19 protein-coding genes and 1 riboswitch are annotated in these 20,181 nt (G+C 42.2%); of the genes, 16 read left to right on the top strand and 3 right to left on the bottom strand.

Features of this window, described 5'->3' with window-relative positions; translation table 11 throughout:
• Positions 1 to 7 precede the first annotated feature (7 nt).
• Together AC6IZR_RS06000 and AC6IZR_RS05995 are read right to left on the bottom strand one after the other, a co-directional pair.
• Positions 8 to 613, bottom strand: coding sequence for an NADPH-dependent FMN reductase (locus tag AC6IZR_RS06000; protein WP_021153165.1), 606 nt, complete (start codon positions 611 to 613; stop codon positions 8 to 10).
• A 25-nt stretch (positions 614 to 638) separates the two neighbouring features.
• Positions 639 to 1,562 (bottom strand): FAD:protein FMN transferase, encoded by a 924-nt coding sequence (locus tag AC6IZR_RS05995; protein WP_497848242.1) that lies wholly within the window; start codon positions 1,560 to 1,562, stop codon positions 639 to 641.
• 224 nt (positions 1,563 to 1,786) lie between these two features.
• Here AC6IZR_RS05995 and nox point away from each other — a divergent pair, with 224 nt between their 5' ends.
• The 15 genes from nox (at position 1,787) to ilvD (ending at position 19,241) form a co-directional block, all read left to right on the top strand.
• Positions 1,787 to 3,163: a H2O-forming NADH oxidase gene (gene nox / locus AC6IZR_RS05990; RefSeq protein WP_003001563.1), complete on the top strand. Its 1,377-nt coding sequence runs from the start codon at positions 1,787 to 1,789 to the stop codon at positions 3,161 to 3,163.
• A gap of 361 nt (positions 3,164 to 3,524) precedes the next feature.
• The gene (locus AC6IZR_RS05985; RefSeq protein WP_497848241.1) at positions 3,525 to 5,069 is read left to right on the top strand and encodes a ClC family H(+)/Cl(-) exchange transporter; all 1,545 of its coding nucleotides are present in this window, start codon (positions 3,525 to 3,527) and stop codon (positions 5,067 to 5,069) included.
• A gap of 110 nt (positions 5,070 to 5,179) precedes the next feature.
• A complete protein-coding gene (gene efeO / locus AC6IZR_RS05980) occupies positions 5,180 to 6,052 on the top strand; it encodes an iron uptake system protein EfeO (protein WP_497848240.1) in 873 nt (290 codons plus the stop codon).
• A 5-nt stretch (positions 6,053 to 6,057) separates the two neighbouring features.
• A complete protein-coding gene (gene efeB, locus AC6IZR_RS05975) occupies positions 6,058 to 7,263 on the top strand; it encodes an iron uptake transporter deferrochelatase/peroxidase subunit (RefSeq protein ID WP_049488783.1) in 1,206 nt (401 codons plus the stop codon).
• Positions 7,241 to 8,926, top strand: a complete 1,686-nt coding sequence (locus AC6IZR_RS05970) for an FTR1 family iron permease (protein ID WP_497848239.1) — start codon at positions 7,241 to 7,243, stop codon at positions 8,924 to 8,926. Before efeB ends, AC6IZR_RS05970 begins: the two co-directional genes overlap by 23 nt.
• Entirely contained in the window at positions 8,913 to 9,632 is a 720-nt protein-coding gene (tatC, locus tag AC6IZR_RS05965; protein ID WP_201087620.1) for a twin-arginine translocase subunit TatC, read from the top strand. The genes AC6IZR_RS05970 and tatC overlap by 14 nt, the downstream gene beginning before the upstream one ends.
• On the top strand, positions 9,632 to 9,829 hold the full coding sequence (locus tag AC6IZR_RS05960) for a Sec-independent protein translocase subunit TatA/TatB (RefSeq protein WP_497848238.1): 198 nt from the start codon (positions 9,632 to 9,634) through the stop codon (positions 9,827 to 9,829). The genes tatC and AC6IZR_RS05960 overlap by 1 nt, the downstream gene beginning before the upstream one ends.
• 714 nt (positions 9,830 to 10,543) lie before the next feature.
• Positions 10,544 to 11,161, top strand: coding sequence for an SAP domain-containing protein (locus AC6IZR_RS05955; RefSeq protein ID WP_497848237.1), 618 nt, complete (start codon positions 10,544 to 10,546; stop codon positions 11,159 to 11,161).
• Positions 11,162 to 11,476: 315 nt separating this feature from the next.
• A complete protein-coding gene (locus AC6IZR_RS05950; RefSeq protein ID WP_497848236.1) occupies positions 11,477 to 12,001 on the top strand; it encodes a hypothetical protein in 525 nt (174 codons plus the stop codon).
• Positions 12,002 to 12,031: 30 nt separating this feature from the next.
• Positions 12,032 to 12,757, top strand: coding sequence for an alpha/beta fold hydrolase (locus AC6IZR_RS05945; RefSeq protein WP_497848235.1), 726 nt, complete (start codon positions 12,032 to 12,034; stop codon positions 12,755 to 12,757).
• A gap of 182 nt (positions 12,758 to 12,939) precedes the next feature.
• Positions 12,940 to 13,923, top strand: a complete 984-nt coding sequence (guaC, locus tag AC6IZR_RS05940) for a GMP reductase (protein WP_037607889.1) — start codon at positions 12,940 to 12,942, stop codon at positions 13,921 to 13,923.
• Positions 13,913 to 14,008: riboswitch (purine riboswitch) on the top strand. It overlaps the preceding gene by 11 nt.
• Before the next feature lie 90 nt (positions 14,009 to 14,098).
• Positions 14,099 to 14,680: a xanthine phosphoribosyltransferase gene (locus AC6IZR_RS05935; protein ID WP_003001484.1), complete on the top strand. Its 582-nt coding sequence runs from the start codon at positions 14,099 to 14,101 to the stop codon at positions 14,678 to 14,680.
• A complete protein-coding gene (locus AC6IZR_RS05930) occupies positions 14,680 to 15,942 on the top strand; it encodes a nucleobase:cation symporter-2 family protein (RefSeq protein ID WP_021153180.1) in 1,263 nt (420 codons plus the stop codon). The genes AC6IZR_RS05935 and AC6IZR_RS05930 overlap by 1 nt, the downstream gene beginning before the upstream one ends.
• 110 nt (positions 15,943 to 16,052) lie before the next feature.
• Positions 16,053 to 17,396 (top strand): MATE family efflux transporter, encoded by a 1,344-nt coding sequence (locus tag AC6IZR_RS05925; protein ID WP_497848234.1) that lies wholly within the window; start codon positions 16,053 to 16,055, stop codon positions 17,394 to 17,396.
• A 126-nt stretch (positions 17,397 to 17,522) separates the two neighbouring features.
• On the top strand, positions 17,523 to 19,241 hold the full coding sequence (gene ilvD / locus AC6IZR_RS05920) for a dihydroxy-acid dehydratase (RefSeq protein ID WP_497848233.1): 1,719 nt from the start codon (positions 17,523 to 17,525) through the stop codon (positions 19,239 to 19,241).
• Between the two features lie 58 nt (positions 19,242 to 19,299).
• Here ilvD and AC6IZR_RS05915 read toward each other — a convergent pair whose 3' ends face one another.
• Positions 19,300 to 19,482 (bottom strand): 4-oxalocrotonate tautomerase, encoded by a 183-nt coding sequence (locus AC6IZR_RS05915; protein ID WP_001117401.1) that lies wholly within the window; start codon positions 19,480 to 19,482, stop codon positions 19,300 to 19,302.
• A gap of 114 nt (positions 19,483 to 19,596) precedes the next feature.
• On the opposite strand from AC6IZR_RS05915, the gene AC6IZR_RS05910 reads away from it, so the two are divergent.
• Positions 19,597 to 20,181: a thymidine kinase gene (locus AC6IZR_RS05910; protein WP_129299271.1), complete on the top strand. Its 585-nt coding sequence runs from the start codon at positions 19,597 to 19,599 to the stop codon at positions 20,179 to 20,181.

Genomic DNA, 20,181 nt, shown 5'->3' with positions numbered 1-20,181 from the left:
TCCTATCTTACAAGTTTTCCCAGTCAAATTCTTCAGCATCTTTTCGAAGCAATTCTTGGGCGTTGCGCAATTTGTCTGTGATTTTCACAAACACACGGAAATCATCAAAGATGGCATCTAATTTTTGAATGACATCTAAATCCACCAAGTCTCCATTTTGATCAAAGGCTTGCAATGAATGAGAGAGCAAGAATTCATCTGGCAAAACAGTCGCTTTAATTTCTGGAGCATTTAAGATTTGGCGAAGTTGGAGTTGGGCGCGTGAAGATCCCAACGTACCGTACGAAGCCCCAGTAATCATGACTGGTTTATTCAACAATGGGAAGACTCCGTATGAGAGCCAAGCGAGTGCACTCATCAAGACTGCTGGAATAGAGTGGTCGTATTCTGGAGTCCCAATAATGACCCCATCAGCCTCCTCAATTTTTGCAACAATATCCAAGACAGCTTCAGGTACTTGTTTGTCGGCTGGTTTGTTAAAGACAGGGATATCTTTAATTTCGACCAATTCGATCTCAGCCTTATCAGCAAAATGTTTTTGCATATATTGAAGCAGTTGACGGTTTGTAGAACGTTTGGAGTTAGTCCCCACAATCGCAATAAGTTTTATCATGGAAAATTCCTTTCTGATAGGAGAATTATAAATAAGATTGAAGCCCACTTGTATAGGCGATCTTGCCTGATTGAGAAACCAATAAGGTATCTATACCAGGAAGTGATTCAACAGTGTTGAGGATAAAAGCAGGAGATTCCCCGAACAAGCGGGTAGTCCATATCTCCCCGTCTACGGATCGATCAGATATGATGGTGATACTGGCTAAGTCTGTCTCGACCGGATAGCCCGTCGCGCTATCAAAAATGTGGTGAAACGACTGGCCGTCAACTTCTAAATGACGCTCGTAGATGCCAGAGGTGACAACAGATTTATCCTTGACGGAGAGGACCAGTAGGTGCTGACCTCTTTTTTCGACTGGATTTTGAATACCAATCCGCCAAGGCTGTTGTTTGATGGGGTGTTGACCGACAGTGAGGATATTTCCTCCGAGATCGATCAAGGCATCTGTAACTCCCCGACTCTTTAAAAAGGTCGCAATGCAGTCTGCGCTATAGCCCTTAGCCAAGGCTCCTAAATCAATCTTCATTCCAGGACGCATTAGAAAGACCGTATGGTTTTCTGGGTCGAGCTGGATTTGGTGAGGATCGATTTTGGCCAGGGCTTGATCAATTTCCCCTTGCTGGGGACGTCTAGCATCTGAAAATCCAATTCGCCAGGTCTGTACAAGAGGACCAATGGCGATGTTTAAATGGCTGTCTTGAGCTTGACTATGCAAGGTACCTAATGCAATCAGTTCAAAAAGATCTGGATGAACTTGGACAGGAGCAATACCAGCTTGGTGATTGACCTCCATGAGTTCAGAACTTGCATCATTAGCACTGAAGCGATGTTCGTAGGAGCGAAGAAGTTCAAAGCAGCGGGCTAAGAGTTCATTCGCTTGTGGGTGACAGATCGAAACAGTGATGGTCGTACCCATCAACCGTTCGGATCGACTACTTAGGTCCACTAAAAATCTATCCTTTCCTATTTTCACTCACTTACAGTATATCAAAAAGATATCGTTTTCACAATCCTTTCAAGCATATTGTTTGACATTTTTTGAAACATGTGAAGTGTGATTTTCTGGAAAATTGAAAAAAAGATCACAAATATTGAGCAAATATCTTGTAACCGATATCATTTTTATGATATACTCAAGAAGTAAATTAAATTAAAGGTAGGATTTATTCTATGAGTAAAATCGTTGTTGTTGGGGCTAACCATGCCGGAACAGCTTGTATCAACACTATGTTAGATAATTTCGGAAATGAAAATGAAATTGTGGTTTTTGACCAAAACTCAAACATTTCATTCCTTGGATGTGGGATGGCGCTTTGGATCGGTGAGCAAATCGATGGTCCTGAAGGTCTTTTCTACTCTGACAAAGAAAAATTGGAAGCAAAAGGCGCAAAAGTCTACATGAATTCACCTGTTCTTTCAATTGACTATGACAACAAAGTGGTGACTGCAGAAGTTGATGGAAAAGAACACAAAGAATCTTACGAAAAATTGATCTTTGCGACTGGATCAACACCAATCATTCCTCCAATTAAAGGAGTTGAAATCGTACCTGGTAATCGCGAATTCAAAGCAACTCTTGAAAATCTTCAATTCGTTAAATTGTACCAAAATGCTGAAGAAGTCATCGAAAAATTGAAAGACAACAGCAAACACTTGAATCGTATCGCCGTCGTTGGTGGTGGTTACATCGGTGTTGAACTTGCTGAAGCTTTCGAACGTCTTGGTAAAGATGTTGTCTTGGTGGATATCGTGGACACTGTCTTGAATGGCTACTACGACAAAGACTTCACTGACATCATGGCGAAAAACTTGGAAGACCACAACATCCGTTTGGCACTTGGACAAACAGTTCAAGCGGTTGAAGGAGATGGTAAGGTAGAACGCCTTGTAACCGATAAAGAAACCTTCGATGTAGATATGGTTATCTTGGCTGTTGGTTTCCGTCCTAATACAGCTCTTGCGGATGGTAAGATCGAACTCTTCCGCAACGGTGCTTTCCTTGTTGATAAGAAACAAGAAACGTCACTTCCAGGTGTATACGCAGTTGGTGACTGTGCGACTATCTTCGATAACGCTCGTAACGAAATGAGCTACATCGCTCTTGCGTCTAATGCGGTTCGTTCAGGTATTGTCGGTGCCTACAATGCGACTGGTCATGAATTAGAAGGAATCGGTGTTCAAGGTTCTAACGGTATCTCTATCTATGGCCTTCACATGGTTTCAACTGGTTTGACTCTTGAAAAAGCGAAAGCTGCAGGCTTCAATGCCACTGAAACTGGCTTTAACGACCTTCAAAAACCTGAATTTATCAAACACGATAACTACGAAGTTGGTATCAAGATCGTCTATGATAAAGACACACGTCAAATCCTTGGAGCTCAAATGGTATCACGTGATAGCGCCATCTCAATGGCTATCCACATGTTCTCGCTTGCGATTCAAGAACACGTGACGATTGATAAATTGGCCTTGACTGACTTGTTCTTCTTGCCACACTTCAACAAACCATACAACTACATCACAATGGCAGCTTTAACTGCTGAATAATAGCTAAAGTTCTATTAAAAACTTTCCTTAGGTGAGTACGGACGTCAGCGAACTTCTTCGAAGTTCCAAGACTAATTATTGAGCCTAAGGTCTCAATAATTCCGAGTGCCTGAAACTGTATTGTTTCAGGCACTTTTCTCACAGCGGAAAGTTTTGACTTTTCTTTATTCGTTCCATAATAAATAGAACATATTTATATTTCTTTTTTGAATTTCTTAACTTATTTTACTTGATAAAATGGTTTGTCTACATTCTAAACAAAACTAACAAGGGTGGTTTTGTTTTTTTCTGTCTTTACATGTATTCAGAGGCAGTGAAATAAGGTATAATGAATAGGATAAGAGTTTGAAGGAGTTAGGGAATGTCTGCAAAAGAAGAAGCTTTTAAAAATGAATTTCAATTTGCATCTAGTTCAATTGTGGCCCATATTGTCAGAGGTGTTCTGGTTGGGATCGTTGTGGGCTGCATCGTCTCAAGTTTTCGCTTTTTGATCGAACATATTTTTCATTTCGTTCAAGGTGTTTACAAGGAGATGTCTGGTCAACCACTCTATTTGCTGGCGATGCTGTTGGGGTATGGGGTGATCGTACTGCTTGCTGGTCGCCTCATTCGCACCAATCGGGATATCAAGGGATCAGGAATTCCGCAAGTCGAAGCGGAGCTTAAGGGCCTCTTGGCGGTGAGCTGGTGGGATACCTTGTGGAAGAAGTATATTCTAGGTGTCTTGGCCATCGGAAGTGGCTTGATGCTTGGTCGTGAAGGTCCTAGTATTCAATTAGGGGCAATGGGTGGAAAAGGAGTGGCCCATCATTTGAAGGTCAGCCCGGTTGAGGAGCGGTCTTTAATTGCAAGTGGGGCTGCTGCTGGTCTTGCAGCTGCCTTTAATGCACCTATAGCGGGGCTCTTATTTGTTGTTGAAGAGGTCTACCATCATTTTTCACGTTTCTTTTGGATTTCGACCTTGGCTGCTAGTTTGACTGCTAATTTCATTTCACTCAATGTCTTTGGTCAAACACCAGTGCTTCATATGCCTCAAAATATTCCACCACTCCATCTGTCTCAGTACTGGATTTATCTTTTTCTTGGAGTCTTTTTAGGGGCAGCAGGGTATGTCTACGAAATAGTGGTCCTTAATATCGGTCGACTCTATCGTTTGCTAGAGAAGATTTTCCATGTTCCTTCTAATTATTCTTCTTTATTTGCCTTTGTCTTGATTCTTCCAATCGGCTATTTTCTTCCTCAAATTCTTGGTGGTGGGAACCAATTAGTCTTGGATTTAGCTCGAGTACCGTATACAGTGCTGACCATCCTTCTTTATTTTGCGATCCGTTTCATCTGGAGTATGTTGAGCTATGGTAGTGGCTTACCAGGTGGCATCTTCCTGCCCATACTAGCATTAGGATCACTTTTAGGGGCCATCGTTGGAACCTTCCTCCAAAACATTGGCTTTATCTCTCAAAATCAGCTGCCTCTTTTCATCATTTTAGGAATGAGTGGGTATTTTGGAGCTATTTCAAAAGCACCTTTAACAGCGATGATCTTGGTAACAGAGATGGTCGGTGATATTCGCAGTTTAATGCCCCTAGGTATGGTGACCTTGCTGGCTTATATGATCATGGATCTCTTCCATGGAGCGCCAGTCTATGAAGCCATGCTCGAGCAATTGTTGCCGGATAAGGCGCAAGAAGAAGGAGAGTTGACTTTAATTGAGATCCCTGTATCAGAAAAGATTGCAGGTAAGCAAGTTCATGAACTGCACCTCCCTCAAGATATCTTGATCACCACGCAAATGCGAAGCGGTAAGAGCTATACGGTCAATGGCGCGACTCGCTTGTATCTAGGGGATAGCATCTTTGTGGTGGTTAAAGAATCCGAAATCGGACGGGTCAAAGATATTCTTTTGTAAAAGACAGATTTTTAGAAAAGTTTTTCTATTATTAAATTTTCAGACAATTATTGAAAAATGAGAAAATATCTGGTAAAATAAGGGCAAGAACAAATGAGGAGAGGTCTTTCATGAAAAAATATAGTCTACTCTTATTGAGTGTTGCTCTTTTAGCAGGGTGTGCAAATTCTACTAGCAAACAGTCGAGTCAAAAGACGCAAACCAGCTCAACGGTGCACTTGTCAAAGGCTGACCAGAAGACCTTGGACAATGCGACAGCTGAATACAAAGACTTTGTTGAAATGCAAATTGACCAATTGCTCAAGGATACAGAAGGATTCCGAGCTACCCTAAAAGACGGGAATTTGGAAGAAGCCAAAAAGCAATACCCCTTGATCCGTATGGCCTATGAACGTTCCGAACCGATCGCTGAAACTTTCGGAGAATCGGATGTCAAGATCGACTACCGCTTGGTGGATTATGTGGATGAAAATAAATCAGAAGATGGCTGGTCAGGTTTCCACCGGATTGAGCGTATCCTTTGGGAAAACAATACTACAGATGGAACAGACAAATATGCTGACCAACTGGTGAACGATATCAAGGAGTTGAAAGCTAAAATTGCTACAGTAGAAGTCACACCGGATATCATGTTGACCGGAGCTGTCGATTTGCTCAATGAAGTGGCAACGCAAAAGATTACAGGTGAAGAAGAAGTCTTCTCTCATACAGATCTTTACGACTTCCGTGCCAACATTGAAGGGGCTGAAAAGATCTTCTCTCTCTTTAAACCTTTGATTGAGAAAAAAGATGCTAAATTGGTTAAAACCTTGGAAGCAGAATTCAAAAATGTCAATGCTCTATTGGACAAACACATGACAGATGAATCAAACTATAAGTCTTACACAGATTTATCCAAGGAAGATACCAAGGAATTGGCAGAAGCTGTGACCAAACTTGGTGAACCTTTGTCTCAAATGGGTGTGATTTTAGATGGGAAATAAGAAACATGGCTGACGAAAAATTTTTAGATAAAAAAATGGACCGTCGTGAATTTCTTAAAAAAGCAGGTATTGGAGGGGCTGGTCTAGCGCTAGGTCTCTCTGGTGCATCTGCTTTTTTCGCTAATCAAGACAGTTCCAGCAAAAAAGCTTATGATGGTGATGAAGACATCTCCTTTTATGGTAAGCACCAAGCAGGGATTACGACGGCCATGCAGAAGGCTTGCTACTTGGTTGTGTTAGATCTTCATACGACGGACAAAAAGGAAGTCATCCAACTCTTTAAAGACTGGACTGATTATAGTAGTAAATTAGTCGAAGGAGAGTTGGTCAAAAAAGATGGGTCCAATGCCCTCTTGCCTCCAACAGATACAGGGGAAACAGTGGGACTCAACCCCTATCGCTTGAGCCTGACTTTTGGGGTTTCAGCTTCCTTTCTAAAGAAACTGGGCTTGGAGGCCAAACGTCCCAAACTCTTTCGTGATTTGCCCCCATTTCCAAAGGAGCAGTTGCAAGACAAATATACAGGTGGCGATATCGTCATTCAGGCCTGTGCAGATGATGAGCAAGTTGCCTTTCATGCGGTACGAAATCTGATTCGTAAGGGTCGCAATACCATCACCATGAAGTGGAGCAAATCAGGTTTTGCGGCTATTGGTGACCGAAAAGAAACGCCGCGCAACCTCTTTGGTTTCAAGGATGGAACAGCAAATGTCACGACTGAGAAGGATTTTGACAAGGTCGTCTGGACTGACAGCAAGGACTGGATGAAGGGTGGTTCCTATATGGCCCTTCGCCTAGTGCAAATGCACTTGGAAACTTGGGACCGAACCAATTTGCAGGAGCAGGAAAATACCTTTGGTCGCTACAAGGAGTCCGGTGCTCCCTTTGGTAAAACCAACGAGTTTGATGAAGTAGATTTATCAAAACTACCAGTTGATTCACATGTCCGTTTGGCCAAAGAAGTCGATCGACCGATTTTACGGCGGTCTTATTCCTATTCGGATGGTATCAATGAACAGACTGGACAATTTGATGCTGGGTTGATTTTTATCGCCTTTCAAAAGGATCCGAACAGCTTTGTCAAAATCCAAACCAACTTGGGCGCAGTGGACAAAATGAACGAGTACATCACCCATATCGGAAGTGGACTCTTTGCTTGCTTTGCAGGCGTTGAGAAAGGAGGGTATCTTGGTCAAGCACTCTTTGAATAAATTCTTGATCTTGTTCGGCCTTCTTGCCTTGTTCTGGACTCATCCAGTGGCTGCGGAGTCTTATAGCAATCTCTTTATCAAGATCACAGATGCAACAACCGCTGTACAAAATAAGGACCAGGAAAAGGCCAAGGAATTAATCGCTGAGATTCAGGCTGATTTTGAATCCAAAGACCACCATGATTCCAAGGCAGGAAAAAAAGTTAGCCAAGCCTTAGCTATAAAAGGGGAGGTAACTAAAGACGATCTCACCAAGATCTCATCAGCCTTGCTCGCTTTTGAAAAAGAGCAAAATCCGGTCGATTTAGAGGCGGAAAAAGACAAACTCGTGAGTCGCCTCGCTCCTTACTTTAAGAACCTACAAGAGGCCATTACAGCTAAGGATCTGGATAAAACCCGTCAAACCTATGCAGATCTCAATAACACATGGACGCGAAACGAAGCGGTGGTAAGAGATCACAGCACAGCCTACTATGGCAAAATCGAGACGGCCATTTCGCTCTTACGCAGTAGTATTGAAACAGAGCCTACCGATTTTACCAACATCCAGTCCTCTTATGACGACCTCAAAAATGGGATTGATGCCTTTGTAAAAGGAGAGGCCATTAGCAGTGCCAGTACGGATTTGACGCTGAACGATGGGATCAAGCTTTTGGAGAAGGCGCAAAGCCAATTCCAAGCTGGGGATGAAAAGTCTGCTGCAGCGACTATGAAGCAGTTCATCACGATCTGGCCAACCATCGAGGGAGATGTTAGCACGACCAATCCAAGTCTCTACACGCGCGTAGAGAGTGAATCCCCGGTTATAATGGTCAAGGGGAAAGAAAAGGCCTATCAAGAGAAATTACAAGCTTTGATCCGAGACTTGTCTGCGATCGATACGACAGCTTCTTACAACGCTTTTGATGCCATGTTGATTCTTCTGCGTGAAGGAGTAGAAGCGCTTCTGATCGTCATGGCGCTTGTGACGACCCTTAAGGCCGCTAAGATGAGGAAAGGCCTCAAATGGGTTTACGGTGGAGCTATTGCTGGTGTTCTTGCCAGTGCAGCGATCGCTCTTGTTTTGCAAGTAGCTTTTCCAGCCGTTACTTCGGGGTCTAACCGGGAAATCATTGAAGGTGGCGTTGGGATTTTCGCTGTAGTCATGATGATTCTCATCGGAATTTGGCTCCACAGCAAGTCCTCTGTCAAACAGTGGAATGCCTTTATGGACCGTCAAATGAAGACCGTAACGGCTACAGGAAGCTTTGTGTCGATGTTTGCTCTCAGTTTCTTAGCAGTCTTTCGTGAAGGGGCTGAGACTATTCTCTTCTATGTCGGGATCATTCCGCGGATTACAACCGCGAATTTCTTACTGGGAATAGGGATTGCCATAGCCGTTCTCATCATCATTGCAGTGGCCATGACCAAGGCCAGTCAAGCTATCCAACCTCATCGAATCTTTTTCATTCTGACGTGGTTGATTTACGCTTTGGCCTTCAAGATGCTCGGTATCAGCATCCACGCCCTGCAGTTGACCAATATCCTCCCTAGCCATTTGGTCAATGGACTTCCAACCATCGATTGGGCGGGCATCTATCCAAGCTGGGAAGTTCTTCTTCCTCAGTTAATGTTTGTGGCTCTGATCGCCCTCATCACGGTGAGACAACATGGCAAAGAGTAGAGCAGATGAAATGACCATTGTTGAGCACTTGGTCGAATTTCGAAAACGATTGATCGCAGTGGTCTTATGTTATATTATCGTCTTCATCGTAGCCTTTGTATTTGGAGGAGAGCTCTACCAAGCCTTGACGGCTAGCCTGCATCAAAAACTGCTGGTGCTGGGACCGAATGATATCCTCTGGATCTATGTATCGCTGGCCAATCTCACAGCCTTTAGCCTGACCTTGCCCTTTATTGTCTACCAGATCTGGCAATTTGTAAGGCCGGCTCTGAAGGAGAAGGAGGCGCGTGCAATCTTTGCCTACATCCCAGCTAGCTTTATTTGCTTTGTGCTGGGGCTTGCATTTGGTTATTTCTTTGTCAGTCCAGCTATTTTAGAGGTCTTGATGCGTTTAGGAGAAGGGCTGTTTGATACCCAATTAACAGCACAAAATTATTTAACCTTCTTATGGCACACCACCTTGCCTTTAGGGGTCTTGTTCGAGTTACCAGTTTTGGTCGCTTTTCTGACCTCGATTGGGCTCTTGACACCACAGTTTTTAATAACCTACCGACGATACGCTTACTTTGTCCTGCTGGTCTTAGCCGTCGTGCTAACCCCTGCAGACTTTATCAGTGACTTGGCCATGACACTCCCTTTGATTCTCTTATTTGAAGTTAGTGTCGCAATCAGTAAAGTCATCTATTCAAGAAAAAGGAGAAACTAATGGGAATTTTACGTGATATTGGAGCACCAGGTTTGATCATCATCATCCTGGGCGCCCTCTTGATTTTTGGACCAAAACGCCTGCCTGAGTTGGGCCAGTCCATCGGCAAAATGTTTGCTGAATTTAAGACTGCTGTCAATAAAGGCAGTGAAGAAACTGATCAAGACACAAAAGAAGATAAGAAAGAAAAAGAATAATCAGACAATTTTCAAAATTCTATTGAGTTCGTTTGCATAAAAAGGTATAATAAGACAAGGACTTGCAATCGATGAAGGAGGAAACTATGATTATTACGATTTTGTCACTCATTTTCTATTTTAGCTATATCGGATTCTTATGCTGGTTAGTCGTAAAAATTGTCGAAAAATTATTCAATTTCTTATTGAACCGTTAATAAAGAAACAATCCATTTCACCCTATGTGAGTGGATTTTTTGTATCCAATTCAGTTAGAAAGATTAAAATAAAGAGGCCTTAACGGTCTCAGATTGAAGATAAAGTCATATAAAAAACTTTCCTTAAGTGAGTACGGACGTCAGCGAATTTCGTAGAAGTTCCATGACTAAATCAAGGATACAAAGGGTGTCTGCAGATAAAGTCAAAATAGGAATTTAGAAAGCAAGTGAAACAACACAACAAAACCATCGTTTTACTGACTGTTTTGTTTATTGCTATGCTTTCCATTTCAATGTTTTTATATCTTTCAACTTCTAGTATTTCTTGTTACTAGTGATGGACTATATCGTTTGTTTTTCTTATCTATTTTATAAGAAAGTTAAGCTTAATAGAAATACAGTAATTACAAGATTGTAATATTTTCTGTTATAGCTTTATGTGGCATGGGTATAAATTGAAATGACTTTTATTATCTATGGTATAATGAGATAAATTTGGAGTTGTAGAGGTGAGCATTTGGAAGAACATAGACCTGATTTTAGAGATATAAAATCATTTGAAGAATTTAACAGATACTACTGGTATCGAGAAGAGCTTTCACAAATTTGTAAGTACCTTGGATTAGAATACAGATGTACAAAAAAAGAATTAAATCATATTATAGAACAATATTTTAAGGGAAATAGAGTAGAAAAATTTTTGAGGAAAAGGAACAAAAATCAAACCGAAATAATAACCCTAAATACATCATTACTTGATTGTGGTTTTTCCTTTAATCAGAAATTTCGTGATTATTTTTCAGCTGTAACAGGTGTTAATCCATTTAAGTTTAATGCTGATATGGCAACTGCTTGGCGAAAAATAAAACGGGACAACAACATAAATTTTACAATCCAAGATATGATTAAAATATACTATGGAGAGTCAGACTACGCCAAGTATGATAATTCAGCTTGCCAATGGAATCAATTTCTAAAAGACTTTTGTGCAGATGAATTTAGCAATCATTACTCCAACAAGTTAAAAGTTGCGGCTATCCTTTGGAAAGAAGTTAGAGATTCAAAAAATAAAAAAATTTATTCACGGGGACTTCTAAAAGAATATAGCTACAAAATAGAGGAGTACTGTAAGTAAACAACTTCAAGTTTGTCGAACGGAATATAAAGTATTAAAGACGATAGCACTTTGTTTTTGCAGAGTGCTTTTTTGTTTTATAGAATATAAGAGAATGTGGGATACTTGCTTTCTTTGCTAGATGATCGAGCAGAGAAAATTTTTATTAGATATGACATCAGTCAGCTAAACCCTTTAGCTGGCTTTTTTTGATAGCGACTCGGTCGCTAACTTGCTTGTCAAAGTATAATTCGGTATCATGGATATATAATGCTTGGTAAGTAAGCCCTATTGTCAGTTCGGAACAAGTAGATAGGAGAAGAGGAGAAAAAACTAGTGGATAAAGACCAATTGATAGAGAAACCAGAAATAAATATTGTTAGGGTTATTGCAAATCATCAGTTTAACTGGTATATTTGTTCAAACGATATGTGGACAATGGATATCGATAAATATATTCAGGCATACCAGGAAGCAGGTCTGGATGTTGATTTCTCCTATTTACCTGAGATTCAACAGAATCTTCATGTGATTACAAGAAGCAATCTTGAGAGCTACTTAGAAATGTATAAAGATGATTGGCTGAAGGTGACGGTTGAAGAATTGATCGAAATGATCAAACGCTCAATGGATTGTGAGGACTTACATTCAGAGATTATTTTTGAAGGAAAAGGTTTACTCCCGAATCTTTTAATCGATTTTGATAAAGAGGAGTTTTATTCAAACCATCTGGGAATGAAAAACTACGAAAGATATTTGCCGAACGGATGGAAGATTTTTTCAGGGAAATTCGATCATTTGATCCCCAAAGAGGAGCAATATTGGATTGAAAAGACTAGCGCGAACCAATTAAGGAATTAATTATAAAATATAAAGGAAGAGACAAAACACATGCAGTATTATTTTATCGGTGGCCTAGGTAGCAATAGCTACTATCTGGCTCCACTTATTGATGAGCTAGGCTTTCCTGTGACCTTTCTAGATCCCTATAGGGAAATGATTCAGAAAGAAAACGATCTTCGTGCTTGGTTTCAAGGTAGGATTGGCCAGGCGGAAGAGATCTGTTTATTGGGGCATTCCTTGGGTGGAGATTTGGCTCGTTATCTGGCTGCTGAGTTTCCTCAGATTCAGGCTTTGGTTCTCATTGATGGGGGGTATCTGGATATGGAAAAGATCCTGCCTCTTGAAGAAGAACTAGAAGGAACGTCGTCCTTCATGCAGCAGCAAGTCTTTGCAACTTTAGAAGAAGCCGTGTTATCAGAACTTGGTGATGGAGCAGATCCTACGCCTATAGAGCGAAAAGCAGTTGAGGCTAGCTATCGCTGGAATCCAGCAAGTGAACAATATGAATTAAATCTGGATCTCGAAAAGGTCATGGCTTTATTGCGTCTACGGCGTCAGATCAAGACTTACCAGATTCCACTGGCCGACCTGCCTGTCCTTTTTATTGGACCTCGGTACCAAGAAGAACCCGAATGGAGAAAAGATGCTCTGAAGCAACTAGATCCCCAGATCAAGCAAGTCTTGCTAGAAGGTTTGGGGCACGAACTGTATACAGAGGCGCCTGAAATTGTAGCTAGAGAAGTGAACAATTGGCTCCAAAATGTTCATAAATAAAACCTGTTTCTCTGTTTGAAACGGGTTTTTGTCTTGTAATTTCCGAACGTTGTTTCCTATAAAATCATTCCCGTTGCATTAAGTCCGTATCTTTGGTATAATCTATCAAGGAAACGTCAAGAGACGTAGCGATGCGCTTGCGCATAGGTAGGTCAGTTTTTAGAAAAGAGATTTTTCAATCTATGTTAAATGAATTTCCTATTTTCGACTATGAAGATATCCAGTTGATTCCCAACAAATGTATCATCAATAGCCGCTCAGAAGCAGATACAACCGTTCAATTTGGAAACCATACCTTCAAGCTTCCAGTTGTTCCAGCCAATATGCAGACGATTTTGGATGAGAATGTAGCAGAGCAGTTGGCGCGTGGTGGATACTTCTACATCATGCACCGTTTTGATGAAGCGGGTCGGATTCCTTTTGTCAAACGCATGCATGATCAAGGTTTGATCGCTTCCATTTCGGTTGGTGTTAAGGAATACGAATATGACTTTGTGAGTCAATTAAAGGCAGATGCGCCTGAGTACATCACTATTGATATCGCACACGGTCATGCGGATAGTGTCATTCGGATGATTCAACACATCAAGAAAGAATTGCCAGATACCTTTGTCATTGCCGGAAATGTTGGAACACCTGAAGCTGTTCGTGAATTGGAAAATGCGGGAGCTGATGCGACTAAGGTCGGAATCGGTCCTGGTAAGGTTTGTATCACCAAAGTTAAGACTGGATTTGGTACAGGTGGTTGGCAGTTGGCTGCTCTTCGCTGGTGCTCAAAAGCAGCTCGTAAGCCAATCATTGCGGATGGTGGTATTCGGACCCATGGTGATATAGCCAAATCGATTCGTTTCGGGGCGTCTATGGTTATGATCGGTTCTCTCTTTGCAGGACATATCGAAAGTCCTGGTAAAACAGTAGAGATTGATGGAGAGTCTTTCAAAGAGTACTATGGATCTGCTTCAGAGTACCAAAAAGGCGCTTATAAGAACGTCGAAGGGAAGAAGATTTTATTGCCTGCCAAGGGTCATTTGCAAGACACCTTAACGGAAATGGAACAAGATTTGCAAAGTTCGATCTCTTATGCAGGAGGCCGAAAATTAGCAGATTTGAAACACGTTGACTATGTGATCGTTAAGAATTCTATCTGGAATGGCGATGCACACTAATTGAATTACTTATTTATTTCACGAATGGGCGTGATGTTTCTACAAGGTGCCGGAACACCTAACAATAAGTAAGTCGGGATTATTTCTCTTTTTAGAGAGATTTCAAGGCTTGCTTAGCAGGCCTTTTTGTGTTTTATGAATGAAGTAGAGGATTTTTAAAAAAGTAGGAGGAAGTATGAAATTACTTGAAGAGCGCATCTTAAAAGATGGCAATGTTTTAGGTGAGAATATCCTCAAGGTGGATTCCTTTTTGACCCACCAAGTGGATTTCAAATTGATGAAAGAAATTGGTCAGACTTTTGCGGACAGGTTCAAAGATGCTGGTGTGACGAAAGTCGTGACCATTGAAGCATCTGGGATTGCACCAGCCCTTTATGTAGCTGAAGCCTTGGATGTTCCCATGATCTTTGCTAAGAAGGCGAAAAACATCACGATGAATGAGGGCATCTTGACGGCTGAGGTTTATTCCTTTACCAAGCAAGTGACCAGCACCGTTTCAATTGCGGGTAAATTCTTGGATCCATCAGATAAGGTTTTGATCATTGACGATTTCCTTGCAAATGGCCAAGCAGCCAAAGGCTTGATTCAAATCATCGAACAAGCTGGTGCTCAAGTCGAAGCGATTGGGATCGTGATTGAAAAATCCTTCCAAGATGGACGGGGATTGTTAGAAGAGTTGGGATATCCAGTTGTATCCCTCGCACGTTTGGACCGTTTTGAAAATGGTCAGGTTGTATTTAAGGAGGCAGACATCTAATGCAAAAACAAGAAAGCCATTCACAGGCGGCCATTCTAGGCTTGCAACACCTTTTGGCCATGTATTCGGGATCTATTTTGGTGCCGATTATGATCGCAGGAGCTTTGGGCTATAACGCTCATCAACTAACCTACCTCATCTCTACAGATATCTTCATGTGTGGGGTAGCAACTTTCCTTCAAGTGCAGCTCAATAAATACTTTGGGATCGGTCTTCCGGTAGTCCTTGGGGTTGCCTTCCAGTCTGTGGCACCTCTCAGCATGATCGGGGCTAGCCATGGTAGTGGGGCCATGTTTGGTGCCTTGATTGTTTCAGGGATTTATGTCATCCTTGTCTCTGGTTTCTTCTCTAAGATTGCCAATCTCTTCCCATCAATTGTAACGGGATCCGTTATTACAACCATTGGTTTGACTTTGATTCCAGTAGCGATTGGAAATATGGGAAATAATGCGCCAAAACCAACCGTTCAAAGCTTGATTTTGGCTGTGGTGACTATTCTCATCATTTTAGTCGTTAATATCTATACGACTGGTTTTATTAAATCCATTTCAATTTTGATTGGTTTGATCGTAGGTACTGCCATTGCGGCTTCTATGGGCTTGGTAGACTTCACACCTGTGACGCAAGCACCAGTCGTTCACGTTCCAACACCTTTCTTCTTTGGAGCTCCTAAGTTTGAAATCACCTCAATCTTGATGATGTGTATTATCGCGACGGTTTCCATGGTTGAATCGACTGGTGTCTATCTTGCTCTTTCTGATATTACCAAAGATCCAATTAATAGCACGCGCCTTCGCAATGGTTATCGTGCTGAAGGGCTGGCTGTTCTCCTCGGTGGTATCTTCAATACCTTCCCTTACACTGGATTCTCACAAAACGTTGGCTTGGTGAAATTGTCTGGTATCAAGACTCGTCTTCCAATCTACTACGCGGCTGGTTTCCTTGTACTTCTAGGTCTCCTTCCTAAGTTTGGAGCTTTGGCACAAATCATTCCAAGTCCAGTTCTTGGGGGAGCGATGCTGGTCATGTTTGGTTTTGTATCGATTCAAGGGATGCAGATTCTTGCGCGTGTTGATTTTGAACACAATGAGCACAATTTCTTGATCGCTGCTGTATCGATTGCTGCAGGGGTTGGTTTGAACAACAGCACCCTCTTCAATGGCCTTCCAACAGGATTCCAAATGTTCTTTGCTAACGGAATTGTCGTTGCCAGTGTCTTGGCGATCGTTCTCAATGCTATTTTAAACCGCAACAAACACTAATCTCACATGAACCGGAGGTCCTTGGATCTTCGGTTTTTTTGACTTTTAAAGAAACATATAGTAGAGTGGAAGAGGAGAAAATCTAGTTTGATGAGAAGAGAGTTAGAATCATGTATGTAACCTATCACTTTAAAGAGCGCTTGCGCTTGTTTTTGAGTCTATTTTTGCCGATTTTAATCTACCAATTAGCCAATTATTCAGCCAGCTTTGTCGATACAGCCATGACTGGTCAGTACCGGACCCTTGATTTGGCTGGTGTTTCTACAGCTACCAGTCTGTGGAATCCATTTTTTACTTTCCTGACAGGGATTGTCTCTGCACTGACGCCGATTGTTGGGCATCATTTAGGCAAGGGAAATAAAGAACGGATTGCTGGCGATTTTTACCAATTCCTCTATATGTCATTTGGTATGGCCATTCTCTTAATAGGCTTTGTCTGGGGGATTGCGCCCATGATTCTCAAGCAGATCGGTTTGGAAAATGTTGTTGCCCAAATAGCCATTCGCTATTTATATTTCCTTTCTCTGGGAATCTTACCTTTGTTGCTCTTTAGTATCGTGCGGACCTTCCTCGATACTTTGGGAATGACGCGTCTATCCATGTACTTGATGCTCTTGCTTTTGCCTCTCAATGCTTGTTTTAACTATATCCTGATCTATGGGGCATTTGGTTTTCCTGAAATGGGAGGAGCAGGAGCAGGACTTGGAACCTCTCTGGCCTACTGGGTCTTGCTGGCTATTGCGGTTTTGATCTTGTGCAAGCACCCTAAGGTAGCACCTTTCCAATTGTGGAAGCCGCAGCCTTATGATTTTAAAGGGATGAAAGAAGTATTGCGCCTTGGGCTTCCAATCGGTGGAATTGTTTTTGCAGAAGTCATCATCTTCTCGCTGGTTGGTTTGTTAATGGCAAAATTCCCATCACTGACCATTGCGAGCCACCAATCAGCCATGAATTTTTCAACCCTGATGTATGCTTTCCCGGTTAGTATCTCCAGTACCATGGCGATTATCGTTTCTTATGAACTGGGAGCAGGAAGACCAGAAGTGGTCAAACAATATTGTCGTTTGGGCCGGCTGACAGCCTTTGGCTTTGCGATTGTCACTCTCGTCTTTCTCTATACATTCCGTTTACAACTAGCTGGGCTATATGGCAAGGATCCAGTCTTTGTGCAACAAACAGCTATTTTCATGACCTATAGCCTCTTTTTCCAAGTAGCAGATACCTTCGCAGCACCCCTTCAAGGGATTTTGCGGGGCTATAAGGATACAACCGTTCCATTCTTATTAGGTGTCTTTAGTTATTGGTGCATCTCTATCCCGCTAGGGATTTTCCTTGACCATGTGACCAACTTGGGTCCCTATGCTTATTGGATCGGCCTTATTTCTAGCCTTGTCGTGAGTGGAATTTGTTACCAACTTCGGCTCTGGCAGATCGAAAAAAAACAAACAAACTAAAATGAAGTCTGGGAAACCAGGCTTTTTGTGTACCGTGAATATTATAAATTTTCTGAAAGTTCTTGACAATTGATGTCAAAGTGGTAAGATTAGGAGGTAGAAATGAAGAGCTAGAAGGAGAACAAGATGAGAAGTGATATGATCAAAATGGGGATCGACCGAGCACCAGCGCGTGGTCTCCTCTATGCAACAGGGCAAGTAAAATCAGCAAAGGATATGCAAAAGCCCTTTATTGCCATTTGTAACTCCTATATTGATATCGTTCCAGGGCATGTTCACCTGCGTGAATTAGCAGATGTTGCCAAGGAGGCTATCCGCGAGGCTGGTGGGATTCCTTTTGAATTTAATACCATCGGGGTCGATGACGGGATTGCTATGGGCCATATCGGGATGCGTTATAGTTTGCCATCTCGCGAGTTGATCGCAGATGCTGCTGAAACGGTCATCAATGCCCACTGGTTTGACGGTGTTTTCTATATTCCCAACTGTGATAAGATTACACCAGGAATGATTTTGGCAGCCATGCGGACCAATGTACCAGCCGTATTTTGTTCTGGTGGACCCATGAAGGGTGGCGTTGACATGACAGGGCATCAGGCGACGCTCTCAAGTTTGTTTGAAGCTGTAGGTACTTATCAAGCTGGTGATATGAGCATGGATGAGCTGGATTTCTTGGAAAAAAATGCCTGCCCAACCTGTGGTTCTTGCTCTGGTATGTTTACTGCCAACTCCATGAACTGTTTGATGGAAGTATTAGGTCTTGCTCTTCCAGGAAATGGTACCATCCTAGCTGTTTCAGATGAACGTCGGGAATTGGTTCGCCAAGCGGCCAAACAGTTGGTAGAGAATATTAAAAAGGATATCCGTCCACGGGATATCGTGACCAAAGAAGCCATTGATGATGCCTTTGCGCTCGATATGGCCATGGGTGGTTCTACCAATACGGTGCTTCATACGCTCGCTATTGCGCGTGAAGCAGGGATTGACTATGATCTCAAAGATATCAACGAGATTGCCAAGAAGACACCTTATCTTTCTAAAATTGCACCTTCAAGTGTCTACACTATGCATGATGTGCATGAAGCTGGTGGTGTTCCAGCCATTATCAATCAGTTGATCAAAAAAGGTGCCATTAAGGGTGATCGTATCACAGTTACTGGTAAAACCTTGAAAGAAAACGTAGCTGGTGCTGAAATCAAAAATGAAGAAATTATCCACCCAATCGAACATCCGATTTCACCTGTAGGTGGTTTGTCGATCCTCTACGGAAATATCGCTCAGGATGGAGCTGTTATCAAGGTCGGTGGGGTCGATCCGTCTGTGACTACTTTCCGTGGTAAAGCTATTTGTTGCGACTCACAAGATCAAGCCCTTGAGTTAATTGACAATGGAACAGTTAAGAAGGGCCATGTCGTTGTCATTCGTTACGAGGGTCCTCAAGGTGGACCTGGTATGCCAGAAATGTTGGCACCAACCTCTAAGATTGTCGGACGCGGTCTTGGTAAGGATGTGGCTCTGATTACGGATGGTCGTTTCTCAGGAGCTACTCGTGGAATTGCTATTGGTCACGTTTCTCCAGAAGCAGCAGAAGGTGGGAATATCGCCTTAATTGAAGATGGGGATGAAATCGTGATTGACCTACCAAATCGTACCCTTGATCTACTTGTCGATGATGCAACTCTTGCTGAACGTCGCAAACATTTGAGACCTTTCAAATCAAAAATCTCCAGCGGTTGGTTGCGTCGCTATACAGCCTTTGCCAAATCAGCCAATGTCGGCGGAACCTTGATGAGTGACGAAGAATTCGAAGAACGGAAAGCAGAACGTCAAGCCCAAGAAAAATAAGAAAAAACCTTTCCTGCTATGTGATATCACAAGCAAGAAAGGTTTTTTAGTGGAACGATTATTTGGTGCGCATTTCACCTTGAGGGAAGTAAGTTCCTTCAGGCATATCGTTAATGATGACGTGAACAGCTGACTGAGGAGCACCAGTATTGCGAACAACAGCTTCGGTTACTTCCTTGGCCAAGGCTTTCTTTTGTTCCAAGGTGCGTCCTTCAAATAGGTCAATTCGTACAAATGGCATATGGCCACCTCCTAAATTTTATATAGGACTATTTTATCACATTTTGGGATACAAAGCTTAGCAAAATTATGGTAAAATGATAATGAAACACATTTTAGAGAGAACAGAAGGAAAATGGCACAATTATATTATAAATATGGGACCATGAACTCGGGGAAAACCATTGAGATTTTGAAGGTGGCCCATAATTATGAAGAGCAAGGCAAGAGCGTCGTCATCATGACCTCGGCAATCGATACACGAGATGGAGTAGGAGTGGTTTCTAGTCGGATCGGTATGAAACGAGAAGCCGTTGCAATTGAAGACGATACGGATATCTTTGGCTTTATTAAAAGCCAAGCAATCAAACCTTACTGTGTCTTAATCGATGAAGCTCAATTTTTGAAACGCCACCATGTCTATGACTTGGCAAGAGTCGTGGATGAATTGGATGTGCCGGTCATGGCTTTTGGCCTCAAAAATGATTTTCGAAATGAACTCTTTGAAGGTTCCAAACACCTCCTCTTGTTAGCCGACAAGATCGAGGAGATCAAAACCATCTGCCAATACTGTTCCCGCAAGGCGACCATGGTCTTGCGTACCCAAGCGGGTAAACCTGTCTATGATGGAGAGCAGATCCAGATCGGTGGACACGAGACCTATATCTCCGTTTGCCGCAAGCATTATTTTAATCCAGACATACCAACTGAAAGCGTCTAG

Source organism: Streptococcus mobilis (genome assembly GCF_059727625.1).
Note: the sequence above shows the minus strand (reverse complement) of the source record. Positions and strands in the feature narration are given on the sequence as shown.